The sequence below is a fragment of the Sphingomonas sp. genome (assembly GCF_048594985.1).
In the GTDB taxonomy this organism is placed as follows: domain Bacteria; phylum Pseudomonadota; class Alphaproteobacteria; order Sphingomonadales; family Sphingomonadaceae; genus Sphingomonas_I.
Genome location: NZ_JBMDXG010000215.1, coordinates 1 through 12,384, shown reverse-complemented (window position 1 = coordinate 12,384; position 12,384 = coordinate 1). Strand labels below are relative to the sequence as shown.

Sequence of the window (12,384 nt, the reverse complement as noted above, 5' to 3'; positions counted from 1 at the left end):
CGAATGGCGTCCACCAGCGATTCCTTGCAACCGTAGAGATTGTCGAACTTCGACTTGGTCACGCTGTCGTTGACGTTGATCGCCGGGAAGGGAAGCTCGCCCTTCTTCGCGATCTCATACAGGCGATGTACGCCGGTGGTCGTCTCTTCCGACACGCCCTTCAGGGTCTTGACCGTCTCGGTCAGATAGCCGGGCTTCGCCGCGATGAACGCCTTCAGCGCGCGCTGGAACTCGACTTCCTCGTCATTCTCGGGCTCGGGCAACGTCGCGCCGGCTTCGATCTTCGCGCCCCACAGCGCGAACATCGTGGCGTCGCCACCATCGTCGAGGATGATGTTGGCGGTCTGGCCGGGCGTCGCGCGATCCCACGCGAAGATGTCGCCGACGAAGTCCCAATATTCGGCCAGCGTTTCGCCCTTCACGGCGAAGACCGGGATGCCGCGCGCGGCGATCGCGGCGGCGGCATGGTCCTGGGTCGAGAAGATGTTGCAGGTCGCCCAGCGCACCTCGGCGCCCAGCGCGACCAGCGTCTCGATCAGCACCGCGGTCTGGATCGTCATGTGGAGCGAGCCGGTGATGCGCGCGCCCTTCAGCGGCTGCGACGCGCCATATTCCTCGCGCAGCGCCATCAGGCCGGGCATTTCGGTCTCGGCGATCGCGATCTCCTTGCGGCCGAAGCCGGCAAGCGCGATGTCGTGGACCAGATAGTCGGTGAAATTCTCGACAGCGGCGGTGGCCACGGGGAAATCTCCTGGGCAAAAAAAAGGATCGGCCAATTGCGGCCCTGCTCCGCCGCCTAGCCGGTCACGCGGAACCAGGCAAATATAAAGGAAGCTTTATATCGCTCCGCAAGGGCATTCAGGCGAAGAGGTGGACCACCTCCGCCTGCGGCGCGACCGACCGCAGCAAGAGCGCGCGATGGCACCCACCAGGCTCCCGCTCGAAGCAGAGCAGTGCCGACGGTCTTTCTTCGGCAAGGTCGAGCATGATCGCCGCCTGCGCAATCGCCTCGGGCAGTTCGAGCTGGCCGGCATAAACGCGTTCCAGCACGTCGTGCCGCCCCTTGCGCGCCGCTTCGCGCCCCTCGGGCGGGGTGCCGAGCGCCTTCAGGTGGACATAGTCGATTCCGGCCTCGCGCAGCCCGTTGGCAAGGATGTTCTTCGAAAAGCCGGGCCGCCGCGACAGCGGCACCGCCCGCACGTCGATCAGCCGCGTGACGCCCGCTGCGGTCAAGGCCGCGACGAGCTCGGCCTGGGTCGCCTTCTCATAACCGATCGTGAAGATGCGCATCACGGCTAGATAGTGAGGCGGCGGGCCGATACGAGGCCGCCATGCATAACGTACACATCATCGGCGGCGGGCTCGCCGGGTCGGAAGCCGCCTGGCAGTTGGCGGAAGCGGGGTTCAAGGTCCGTTTGTCGGAAATGCGGGGGGTCGAGGGCACCCCCGCGCACCAGACCGATCACCTGGCCGAACTGGTCTGTTCGAACAGCTTCCGCTCCGACGATGCCGAACATAATGCGGTCGGCCTGCTCCATGCCGAGATGCGCGCGCTCGGTTCGCTCATCCTCGCGCAGGCGGATGCGCACCGCGTGCCGGCCGGATCGGCGCTGGCGGTCGACCGCGATGGCTTCTCGGCCGGCGTCACCGCCATGCTCGCGGCGCATCCCAATGTCGAGCTGGTGCGCGAACGGGTCGATGCCCTGCCCGATGGCCCGGCGATCATCGCGACCGGCCCGCTCACCGCCGCGCCGCTCGCCGAGGCGGTCAGGGCCGAGACCGGCGAGGACGCGCTCGCTTTCTTCGACGCGATCGCGCCGATCGTCCATCGCGAGAGCATCGACATGGACGTGGCCTGGTTCCAGTCACGCTGGAACAAGGGTGACGGGCACGATTACATCAACTGTCCGATGAACAAGGACGAATATCTCGCCTTCCATCAGGCGCTGCTCGACGGCGAGAAGACCGAATTCCGCGAGTGGGAGAAGGACACGCCCTATTTCGAGGGGTGCATGCCGATTGAGGTGATGGCGGCGCGCGGGATCGACACGCTGCGCTACGGACCGATGAAGCCGGTCGGGCTCGACGATCCGCGCACCGGCCGCTGGCCCTATGCGGTCGTGCAGCTGCGCCAGGACAACGCGCTCGGCACGCTGTGGAACATGGTCGGCTTCCAGACCAAGCTCAAATATGCCGAGCAGGTCCGCGTGCTGCGCATGATCCCGGGGCTGGAGAAGGCCGAGTTCGCGCGGCTGGGCGGCCTTCATCGCAACACCTTCATCCAGAGCCCCAAGCTGCTCGACGGATCGCTGCGGCTGAAGACGCGGCCCAACGTGCGCTTCGCCGGGCAGATCACGGGGTGCGAGGGCTATGTCGAAAGCGCGGCGATCGGCCTGCTCGCGGGCCGCTTCCTCGCGGCCGAGCTGGCGGAGCGGGCGATCGTGCCGCCCCCGCCCGAGACCGCGCTCGGCGCGCTGCTGGGCCACATCACGGGCGGGGCGGAGGCCGAGACCTACCAGCCGATGAACGTCAATTTCGGGCTGTTCCCGCCGCTGCCGGGCAAGAGCCGCAAGGCCGACCGCAAGGCGATGATGGCGGCGCGGGCACGCGACGCGCTAGCGGCGTGGGCGGGCAAAGTTTACGAAGTTGACGGCTGAACCGCCTACAGCAGGAAAACGTCGCCGGCGCGGATGATCGAATTCGTTCCGTCCGCGTAACGGATCAGCAGAGCGCCTTCATCGGTCAGGCCTTCGAACAGGCCCTCGCGGCCGCCTGTACGGAGCGCGCTGCCGATCGGGTGCGCGCGCGCGAGCCAGCGGGCGCGGACCGGGCCGAGCCCCTCGCCCCGCCACCGCCCCAGCCAGTGCGCGAAGGCGTCGGCCAGCTCAACCAGAAACGGATGCGGGTCGGGCGCCGCGCCCGACAGGGCGGCGATGCTGATCGCCGGCCGATCCAGATCGGACGGATGATGCGCAAGATTGACCCCGATCCCGATCACCACCGCGTCGTCGGCGCGTTCGAGCAGGATCCCGGCCAGCTTGGCGGGCCCGGCCACGATGTCGTTCGGCCATTTGATCGTGAGGTGGCCGGGGCCGGCATAAGCGGAGGCGACCCCCTCCGCCGCGACGGCCGCGACCAGCGCGAGCGTGGGCGCGGGCGGGTCGCCGGGGCGCAGGCGGACGATCGTGCTGGCGTAGAGATTGCCCGGCGGCGACGTCCACGCGCGCCCCGCCCGCCCGCGTCCGCCCGTCTGGCGCTCGGCACGGAGCCACACGCCTTCGGATGCGCCCTGCCCCGCTTCCGCCAGCAAATCGGCGTTGGTCGATCCGGTTTCGGCGACCGTGCGGATCATGCGGGCAACCACCCTCGCCCCACGAAGGGGCGGAGGGCAGCGATCAGAACAGCGCCCGCGCGGCGGCCAGGCTGACCGCGCCGAGGAAGGGGATGGCAAGATAACCGAGCGGCGACACCGCGACTGCCGCCACCGCGATCAGCCCGCCTTCCAGCTTGCTCTCGGCCGGGGCGAACTCGGCCGCCGGATCGTCGAAATACATCGTCTTGACGATCTTGAGATAATAGAAGGCGCCGATCGTCGAGGTGGCGATGCCGATCGCGGCGAGCGGCCACATGCCGATCTGCACCAGCGCGTCGAACACCACGAATTTCGGCCAGAAGCCGAACAGCGGCGGAATGCCCGCGAGGCTGAACATGAAAATGGCGAGCGCCGCCGCCAGCGCCGGCCGCGTGCGCGACAGGCCGGACAGGGCGGCAATCGTTTCGACCTGATTGCCGTCCGCGTCGCGCATCTGGAGCACGCACAGGAAGCTGCCGAGCGTCATGACGATATAGACCGTCATGTAGGTCAGCACCGCCGCGACCCCCGCCTCGGTCCCCGGGATCAGGCCCATTAGCGCGAAGCCGACATTGTTGATCGACGAGTAGGCCAGCAGCCGCTTGATATTGACCTGTCCGATCGCCGCCACGCCACCGAGAATGGTCGAGGCGAGCGCCGAGAACACCATCACCTGACGCCACGCATCGGTCGCGGGGCCGAGTGCCTCGACCGCGACGCGCACGAGCAAGGCCATCGCCGCGACCTTGGGCGCCGAGGCGAAGAAGGCGGTGACCGGCGTGGGCGCGCCTTCGTAGACGTCGGGCGTCCACATGTGGAACGGCACCAGCGACGCCTTGAAGAATAGGCCAGACAGGACAAAGACGAGGCCGAACAGCAGCCCGGCCGACAGGCCGTTGGCCGCAACCGCCCCGGCGATGCCGCCATAGACCGTCGTTCCGGTGAAGCCGTAGAGCAAAGCGATGCCGTAGAGCAGGATGCCGCTGGCGAGCGCGCCGAGCACGAAATATTTCAAGCCCGCCTCGGCCGCGCGCATGTCGCGCCGCATGAAGCTGGCCAGGACGTAGGCCGACAGGCTTTGCAGTTCGAGCCCGACATAGAGCGTGAGCAGGTCGCCCGACGACACCATCATCCCCATGCCAACCGAAGAGAGCAGGATGAGGATCGGATATTCGGCGCGAAGCTGATCGGCGCGCGCGAAGAAGCCGTGGGCGAGGATGACCGACACCGCCGCGGCGATATAGATCAGCACCTTCGAAAAGGCCGCGAACGGATCGGCGACATAGAGCCCGCCGAACGCCTCCCCGCCATTGCCGGCGGGGCCGAGCAGCGCCAGCCCGGCGAGCACGAACAGGCCGATCGCGGCAAAGCTGATGAAGCGGGTTGCCGCGTCACCCTTCCACCCGGCGACGAGCAACAGGACCAGCGACCCGAGCGACAGGATCACCTCGGGCAGGGTCAGCGACAGCGACGCGCCCATCAGTGCGCCTCCCCGTGGACGGCATGCGTCGCGGGCGCGACCGGGTTTGCCGACTTCACGAGTTTCGAATCCCCGCCGGGCCACGACCGGTCAACCCGGTCGAGGATCACGCCAATATCCTTGCGCATCGGCGCCATGAAACTCTCCGGATAGACGCCCATCCACATCACGACGGCCGCGAGCGGCGCGAGGATCGCGATCTCGCGCGCCGACAGATCGGTCATCGCCGCGACGTCGGGCTTGTCGAGCGGCCCTTGCACCACGCGACGATAGAGGAACAGCATGTAGGCCGCGCCGAGGATGATGCCCGTGGTGGCGACGAACGCCGCGAGCGTCGACGCCTGATAGATGCCCATCATCGCCAGGAATTCGCCGACGAAGCCGGACGTGCCGGGCAGGCCGACCGACGCCATCGTGAACAGCAGGAACAGCACGGCATAGCGCGGCATGTTGTTCGCGACGCCGCCATAACGGCTGATCTCACGCGTGTGCAGCCGGTCATAGACCACGCCGACGCACAGGAAGAGCGCGCCCGACACCACGCCGTGGCTGAGCATCACCAGCATCGCGCCTTCCAAGCCCTGCCGGTTGAAGGCGAATAGGCCGTAGGTGACGAACGCCATGTGCGCGACGGACGAATAAGCGATCAGCTTCTTCATGTCCTCCTGCACCAGCGCGACGAGGCTGGTGTAGACGATCGCCACGCTCGACAGGCCGGCGATCAGCCAGAAGAGCTGCGCCGACGCCTCCGGGAACATCGGCAGCGAGAAGCGGATGAAGCCGTAGCCGCCCATCTTGAGCAGCACACCCGCGAGGATGACCGAGCCCGCGGTCGGCGCCTGGACGTGCGCGTCGGGCAGCCAGGTGTGGACCGGCCACATCGGCATCTTGACCGCGAACGAGGCGAAGAAAGCCAGGAACAGCCAGGTCTGCGCGCCCGCCGGGAAATCGGTGGTCATCAGCACGGGGATGCTGGTTGTGCCGGCATAGTTCGCCATCCACATCATCGCGATCAGCATCAGGAGCGAGCCGAGCAACGTGTAGAGGAAGAATTTGTACGACGCGTAGATGCGGTCCGCCCCGCCCCAGATGCCGATGATCAGGTACATCGGGATCAGGCCGGCTTCGAACATGATGTAGAACAGGAACAGGTCCTGCGCCGCGAACACGCCGATCATCAGCGTTTCGGTCAGCAGCAACGCCGCCATATATTCGGGCACGCGCTTGGAGATCGCCTCCCAGCTCGCCAGCACGCAGAGCGGCATCAGGAAGACCGACAGTTCGATCAGCAGGAGCGCGATCCCGTCGATCCCGAGCGCCCACGAGAAGCGGCCGAACAAGGGCAGGTTTTCGACGAACTGCCATTGCGGACCATCGACCCGATAGGTCGCCCACATCAGGATGCCGAGCAGGAAGTTCGCGACCGTCGCGCCGAGCGCGATCCAGCGCGCGGCCTTGGCGTCGGCGAACAGGCAGAGCACCGCCGCCAGCGTGGGCAGCGCGATCAACAGGGTGAGGATGGGGAAGCCAAGCTGGTTCATGTCAGATCGCGATCGCCCAGGTGGCGGCGGCGGCGAGCCCGAGCAGCATCACCAGCGCATAGGTGTAGACGTAGCCCGATTGCAGCCTGCGCGAGGCGACGCTGCCGAGCTGGACGACCCAAGCCGCCCCGTTCGGACCGAAGCGGTCGATCGTCTTCTGGTCGCCGCGCTTCCAGAAGAAGCGGCCGAGCGCGAAGGCGGGGCGCACGAACAGGATGTCGTACAGCTCGTCGAAATACCATTTGTTGAGCAGGAAGGCGTAGAGCCCGCGGAAGGTGGCGGTGAACTTCGCCGGCACGCTCGTATCGAGCACATAAGCCCACAGAGCGACGAGGAAGCCGGTGATCATCACCGCCGTCGCCGACAGCTTCACCCACAAGGGCACTTCGTGCATCGCGTGCATCAGGCGCGCGTTGAAGAACAGGCTGCCCTTCCAGAATTCGGCGCCGTGCTCCGCATCGATGAAATAATGATGGAAGGCGAACCCGGCGAAGATCGCGCCGAGCGTCAGCACGCCGAGCGGCACCAGCATCGGCCATGGCGATTCATGCGGATGATAGCCCGCCGTGCCGTCGGCCGAATGATCGTGCCCGTGGCCGTGCGCGCCATGGCCATGATCGCCGGCATGCTCGCCCGCCGGATCGCCGACACGATGGTCGCCGACATGGCCCACATCGTGCGCGATGGCATGGTCATGCCCGTGATCGTGGTCATGCCCATGGCCGTGCGCGTCGTGCACCGCATGCTGGATATGCTCCGACGCGGCCCAGCGCGGCGTGCCGAAGAAGGTCAGGAAGACGAGCCGCCACGAATAGAAGCTGGTCAGGAGCGCGGCGAACACCGCGACGAAGAAGGCGACGCCGCCCGCCATCGTCCCGCTGGCATAGGCCGCCTCGATGATCGCGTCCTTCGAGAAGAAGCCGGCAAAGCCGAGCTGCGGCAGCGCGCCGATCTGGATCACGCCCACGCCGGTGATCGCGAGCGTGCCCGCCATCATCGCCCAGAAGGTCAGCGGGATATGCTTCCTGAGGCCGCCGTAGAAGCGCATGTCCTGTTCGTGGTGCATCGCATGGATGACCGAGCCCGCGCCGAGGAACAGCAAAGCCTTGAAGAAAGCGTGCGTGAACAGGTGGAACATCGCCGCGCCATAGGCGCCGACGCCCGCCGCGAAGAACATGTAACCGAGCTGCGAACAGGTCGAGTAGGCGATGACGCGCTTGATGTCGGTCTGCGTCGTGCCGACCGTCGCCGCGAACAGGGCGGTCGCGGCGCCGACATAGGTGACGACGGTCAGCGCGGTCGGGCTCACCTCGAACATCGGCGACAGGCGGCAGACCATGAACACGCCCGCCGTGACCATCGTCGCGGCGTGGATCAGCGCCGACACCGGGGTCGGGCCTTCCATCGCGTCGGGCAGCCAGGTGTGGAGGCCGAGCTGCGCCGACTTGCCCATCGCGCCGACGAACAGCAGCAGGCAGAGCAGGGTCATTGTGTCGACGCGGTATCCCAGGAAGCCGATCGTCGCGCCCGCCATCGACGGCGCGGCGGCGAGGATCGCGGGGATCGAAACCGTGCCGAACACGAGGAAGGTGCCGAAGATGCCGAGGCTGAAACCGAAGTCGCCGACGCGGTTGACCACGAACGCCTTGATCGCCGCCTTCTGCGCGCTCGGCTTTTCGTACCAGAAGCCGATCAGCAGATAGGAAGCGAGGCCCACGCCTTCCCACCCGAAGAACATCTGGATCAGGCTGTCCGCCGTCACCAGCATCAGCATCGCGAAGGTGAAGAGCGACAGATAGGCGAAGAAGCGCGGCTGCGACGGATCCTCCGCCATATAGCCCCAGCTGTAGAGGTGGACGAGGCTCGACACGCTCGTCACCACCACCAGCATCACCGCCGTCAGCGTGTCGACGCGCAGCGCCCAGTCGACCTGAAGCGCGCCGGAATCGATGAAGCTGAGCACGGGCACGACCTGTTCGGTCGCGCCCCCGGTCAGGAAGCCGATGAAGATCGGCCACGCCATCGCGCACGACGCGAACAAGGCGCCCGTGGTGACGAGCTTCGCGGCGGTGTTGCCGATCGCGCGATTGCCGAGACCCGCGACGATCGCGGCCAGCAGCGGCAGGAAAACAAGTGCGACGATCACCGGCCGCTCACCCCTTCATCCGGTTGACGTCATCGACCGAGATCGTGCCCCGGCCACGGAAATAGATGACGAGGATCGCCAGCCCGATCGCCGCCTCGCCGGCGGCGACGGTCAGCACGAACATCGCGAACACCTGGCCGACCAGGTCGTTCAGATAGGCCGAGAAGGCCACCAGATTGATGTTCACGCTGAGCAGGATCAGCTCGATCGCCATCAGGATGATGATCAGATTCTTCCGGTTGAGGAAGATGCCGAACACCCCCGTCACGAACAGGATCGCGGACACCGCGAGATAATGCGTGAGCCCGATCACAGCTCGACCCCCTGCCCGACCGCGGGCTGCGTGTTGACCACCGCATCCTGCGGGCGGCGCATATTCTGCTGCGTCACGTTCTGCGCGCGCACCCCGCCGCGCTTGCGGTGCGTGAGCACGATCGCGCCGATCAGCGCGACGAGCAGGACGAGGCCCGCGCCTTCGAAGATGTAGAGGTAGCGGGTGTAGATCAGGATGCCGATCGCCTGGATGTTCGGCACGGACTCGGGCGTCGGCGCGGTGCGGTTGAGCGCCACCCCGCCCGCGCTCCACGCGCCGGTCGCGACGATGATCTCAACCGCGAGCAGCACGACCAGCGCGAGGCCCAGCGGGAGATAGCGCGCGAAGCCCGAGCGCAGTTCGGCGAAGTCGATGTCGAGCATCATCACGACGAAGAGGAACAGCACCGCGACCGCGCCGACATAGACGATGACGAGCAGCATCGCGATGAACTCGGCGCCGACCAGCACCATCAGCCCGGCGGCGTTGAAGAAAGCGAGGATCAGCCAGAGCACGCTGTGGACGGGATTGCGCGCGGTGACGCACAGCACGCCCGCGAGCACCGTGACGGTCGCGAACAGATAGAAGGCGAAGAGCTGGATCACGGCTGTCGGTAGGCCCCTGACGAGTTGCGGCGCGGCTTAACGGTAGGGTGCATCGGCGGCAAGGTTCTGCGCAAGGATCGGCTCCCAGCGGTCCCCATTCTCGAGCAATTTCGCCTTGTCGTAGATCAGCTCCTCGCGCGTCTCGGTCGAATATTCGAAGTTCGGACCCTCGACGATCGCGTCGACCGGGCACGCCTCTTGGCAGAAGCCGCAGAAGATGCACTTGGTCATGTCGATGTCGTAGCGCGTCGTGCGGCGGCTGCCGTCGTCGCGCGGTTCGGCCTCGATCGTGATCGCCTGCGCCGGGCACACCGCCTCGCACAATTTGCACGCGATGCAGCGTTCTTCCCCGTTCGGGTAACGGCGCAGCGCATGCTCGCCACGGAAGCGGGGCGAGATCGGGTTCTTCTCGTACGGGTAGTTGATCGTCGCCTTCGGCTTGAAGAAGTAATGCAGCGTCTTGGCATGCGCCTTGACGAACTCCCACAGCGTGAACGACTTGACGTAATAAGCGAGGTTCACGGCCTCAGACTCCGTAACGGGTGATCATCAGATACCCGGACACGAGGAACACCCAGAACAGCGACAGCGGAAGGAAGATCTTCCAGCCCAGCCGCATGAGCTGGTCGTAGCGATAGCGCGGCACCGTCGCCTTCACCCACGAGAAGACGAAGAAGCCGAACAGGATCTTGGCGAACAGCCAGACGATCCCCGGCACCGCATACAGGATCGGAATGTCGAGCGGCGGCAACCACCCGCCCCAGAAGAGCGTGGCGTTGAGCGCGCACATCAGGAGCACGTTGCCATATTCGCCGAGCCAGAACAGCGCGAAGCTCATCGACGAATATTCGGTCTGATATCCGGCGACGATCTCGCTCTCCGCCTCGGTCAGGTCGAACGGCGCGCGCTGCGTCTCCGCCATCGACGAGATCAGAAACACCACCGACATCGGAAACAGCAGCGGGTTCAGCGCGTAGAAATTGATGAAGCCGAAAATGTGCCCGCGCTGGCTGGTCACGATCTCGTTGAGGTTGAAGCTGCCGGTCCACAGCACGACCGAGATCAGCACGAACCCGATCGACACTTCGTAGCTCACCATCTGCGCGGCGGCGCGGATCGCGGAGTAGAAGGGATATTTCGAGTTCGACGCCCACCCCGACAGGATGATGCCGTAGACGCCCATCGAGCTGATCGCGAGCAGGTAGAGCAGCCCGACATTGATGTCGGCCAGCGCCATGTTCGGCCCGAACGGGATCACCGCCCATGCCGCGAGCGCGACCGTGAAGGTGATGATCGGCGCGATCAGGAACAGGCCGCGATTGGCCGCCGACGGGATGATCGTTTCCTGGAGGAAGACCTTGAGCCCGTCCGCGAACGACTGGAGCAGGCCGAACGGCCCGACCACGTTGGGTCCGCGCCGCAGCGCCATCGCCGCCCAGATCTTGCGATCGGCATAGATGATCATCGCCACCGCCAGCATCAGCGGCAAAGCGATCAGCAGGATGCCGACGATCGTGGCGACGGTCCACGCGGCGCCCCACGGCATGAAGCCGGCGAAAAAGTCGGTCATTCGGCCGCCTCCGCAAAGGACTCGCCGTGCAGCAGTTCGGACGAGCAGCGATGCATCGTGTCGCTGGCGCGCGCGATGGCGTTGGTCAGGTAGAAATCCTGGATCGGATAGGCGATTTCGCCCGAGGCACTGCGATCGAGCGACGGCACCGACCAATCGAACGACGCGATCGCCCCGACATTGCCGAGCGCCGGAACTTCGGCCGCCATCTGCGTGTGCAGCGCGTCGAAGCTGTCGAACGGCAGGGTGTGGCCCAGCACGTCGCTCAGCGCGCGCAGGATCGCCCAATCCTCGCGCGCATCGCCCGGCGGGAACACCGCGCGGTCGCCGCGCTGGACGCGCCCCTCGAGGTTCACGTAGGTGCCTGGCTTCTCCGAATAGGCCGCCGCCGGCAGGATCACATCGGCCAGCGCCGCGCCACGATCGCCATGATGGCCGACATAGACCTTGAAGCTGCCCGAAACCGTCTCGGCCGCGACATCCTCCGCGCCGAGCAGGAAAAGCAGTTTGGGCGCCGCCGCGACGATGTCCGCCATCCCGCCCGTCCGCGCGTAGCCGAGCATGAGCCCGCCCATCCGCGCCGCCGAAATGTGGAGCACGTTATAGCCGTTCCAGCCGTCCTTGATCAGCCCGAGGCTGTCGACGAGCGCGAGCGTGGCGCCCTGCGCCGCCTTGATCGCGCCGCCGCCGACGATCACCGCCGGGCGCTGCGCCTTCGCGAACAGATCCGTCAATTCGCCCGGCAGGTTGCCGAGCAGCGACAGGTCGTTGCCGAGCCACGTCACGGGATAGGTCAGGTCGACCTCCGGCCCGATCGCCCACACCTTCGCGCCGCGCTTGACCGCCTTGCGGATGCGCGTGTTGACCAAGGGCGCTTCCCAGCGGACGTTCGAGCCGACGAGCAGGATCGCGTCCGCCGTCTCGATACCCGCAATGGTCGAGTTGAAATTGACCGCCGCGAGGCTCGACGTGTCGTAGGTCAAGCCGTTGTCGCGCCCTTCCAGCAGGTCCGAGCCCATCGACCGCAGCAGCACCTTGGCGGCGTAGAGCGTCTCGCAATCGACCAGCGGGCCGGCGACCGCCGCGACGCTCGATCCGGCATTCACCGCCGCGATCGCGTCGAACGCCTCGCCCCACGTCACGGGCACGAGCTTGCCATCCTTGCGCCGATAGGGCTTGTCGAGGCGGCGGCGGACCAGCCCGTCGACCGCGTGGCGCGTCTTGTCCGACGCCCACTCCTCGTTGATCTCTTCGTTGATGCGCGGCAGCACCCGCATCACCTCGGGCCCGCGCGCGTCGATGCGGATGGCCGAGCCGAGCGCGTCCATGACGTCGATGCTCTCGGTCTTTTTCAGCTCCCAGGGGCGGTAGTTGAAG

Annotated in this window: 12 protein-coding genes; 1 reads left to right on the top strand and 11 read right to left on the bottom strand. The window is 66.4% G+C overall.

What is annotated here, in order from left to right:
- Positions 1-740, bottom strand: a 740-nt coding sequence (locus tag ACOJSF_RS08505) for an adenosylhomocysteinase (RefSeq protein WP_420141785.1), incomplete at its 3' end; no start/stop codon positions are given.
- Positions 741-858: 118 nt separating this feature from the next.
- Complete coding sequence (locus ACOJSF_RS08500; RefSeq protein WP_420141784.1) at positions 859-1,290, bottom strand: DUF488 family protein; 432 nt, start codon at positions 1,288-1,290, stop codon at positions 859-861.
- 41 nt (positions 1,291-1,331) lie between these two features.
- Here ACOJSF_RS08500 and trmFO point away from each other — a divergent pair, with 41 nt between their 5' ends.
- Positions 1,332-2,657 (top strand): methylenetetrahydrofolate--tRNA-(uracil(54)-C(5))-methyltransferase (FADH(2)-oxidizing) TrmFO, encoded by a 1,326-nt coding sequence (trmFO, locus tag ACOJSF_RS08495; RefSeq protein ID WP_420141783.1) that lies wholly within the window; start codon positions 1,332-1,334, stop codon positions 2,655-2,657.
- Positions 2,658-2,662: 5 nt separating this feature from the next.
- On the opposite strand, the gene ACOJSF_RS08490 is transcribed toward trmFO, so the two are convergent.
- The 9 genes from ACOJSF_RS08490 to ACOJSF_RS08450 form a co-directional block, all read right to left on the bottom strand.
- A complete protein-coding gene (locus ACOJSF_RS08490) occupies positions 2,663-3,352 on the bottom strand; it encodes a biotin--[acetyl-CoA-carboxylase] ligase (protein ID WP_420141782.1) in 690 nt (229 codons plus the stop codon).
- Positions 3,353-3,395: 43 nt separating this feature from the next.
- Positions 3,396-4,832 carry an NADH-quinone oxidoreductase subunit NuoN gene (gene nuoN, locus ACOJSF_RS08485; RefSeq protein WP_420141781.1) on the bottom strand — a complete coding sequence of 479 codons (1,437 nt, stop codon included), beginning with the start codon at positions 4,830-4,832 and terminating at the stop codon, positions 3,396-3,398.
- Entirely contained in the window at positions 4,832-6,373 is a 1,542-nt protein-coding gene (locus ACOJSF_RS08480) for an NADH-quinone oxidoreductase subunit M (RefSeq protein WP_420141780.1), read from the bottom strand. The genes nuoN and ACOJSF_RS08480 overlap by 1 nt, the downstream gene beginning before the upstream one ends.
- A 1-nt stretch (position 6,374) precedes the next feature.
- On the bottom strand, positions 6,375-8,519 hold the full coding sequence (gene nuoL / locus ACOJSF_RS08475; RefSeq protein ID WP_420141779.1) for an NADH-quinone oxidoreductase subunit L: 2,145 nt from the start codon (positions 8,517-8,519) through the stop codon (positions 6,375-6,377).
- Positions 8,520-8,526: 7 nt separating this feature from the next.
- Positions 8,527-8,832 carry an NADH-quinone oxidoreductase subunit NuoK gene (gene nuoK / locus ACOJSF_RS08470; protein WP_420141778.1) on the bottom strand — a complete coding sequence of 102 codons (306 nt, stop codon included), beginning with the start codon at positions 8,830-8,832 and terminating at the stop codon, positions 8,527-8,529.
- Entirely contained in the window at positions 8,829-9,437 is a 609-nt protein-coding gene (locus ACOJSF_RS08465; protein ID WP_420141777.1) for an NADH-quinone oxidoreductase subunit J, read from the bottom strand. The genes nuoK and ACOJSF_RS08465 overlap by 4 nt, the downstream gene beginning before the upstream one ends.
- 36 nt (positions 9,438-9,473) lie before the next feature.
- Complete coding sequence (nuoI, locus tag ACOJSF_RS08460) at positions 9,474-9,959, bottom strand: NADH-quinone oxidoreductase subunit NuoI (RefSeq protein ID WP_420141776.1); 486 nt, start codon at positions 9,957-9,959, stop codon at positions 9,474-9,476.
- Positions 9,960-9,963: 4 nt separating this feature from the next.
- Positions 9,964-11,007 (bottom strand): NADH-quinone oxidoreductase subunit NuoH, encoded by a 1,044-nt coding sequence (gene nuoH / locus ACOJSF_RS08455; RefSeq protein WP_420141775.1) that lies wholly within the window; start codon positions 11,005-11,007, stop codon positions 9,964-9,966.
- The coding region (locus ACOJSF_RS08450; RefSeq protein ID WP_420141774.1) for a molybdopterin-dependent oxidoreductase at positions 11,004-12,384 on the bottom strand (1,381 nt) is incomplete at its 5' end. The genes ACOJSF_RS08450 and nuoH, both read right to left, overlap by 4 nt.

Coding starts and splice junctions, on each gene's coding strand:
- ACOJSF_RS08500 (WP_420141784.1), bottom strand. CDS start 1,290: ATGCGCATCTTCACGATCGGTTATGAGAAGGCGACCCAGGCCGAGCTC.
- trmFO (WP_420141783.1), top strand. CDS start 1,332: ATGCATAACGTACACATCATCGGCGGCGGGCTCGCCGGGTCGGAAGCC.
- ACOJSF_RS08490 (WP_420141782.1), bottom strand. CDS start 3,352: ATGATCCGCACGGTCGCCGAAACCGGATCGACCAACGCCGATTTGCTG.
- nuoN (WP_420141781.1), bottom strand. CDS start 4,832: ATGGGCGCGTCGCTGTCGCTGACCCTGCCCGAGGTGATCCTGTCGCTC.
- ACOJSF_RS08480 (WP_420141780.1), bottom strand. CDS start 6,373: ATGAACCAGCTTGGCTTCCCCATCCTCACCCTGTTGATCGCGCTGCCC.
- nuoH (WP_420141775.1), bottom strand. CDS start 11,007: ATGACCGACTTTTTCGCCGGCTTCATGCCGTGGGGCGCCGCGTGGACC.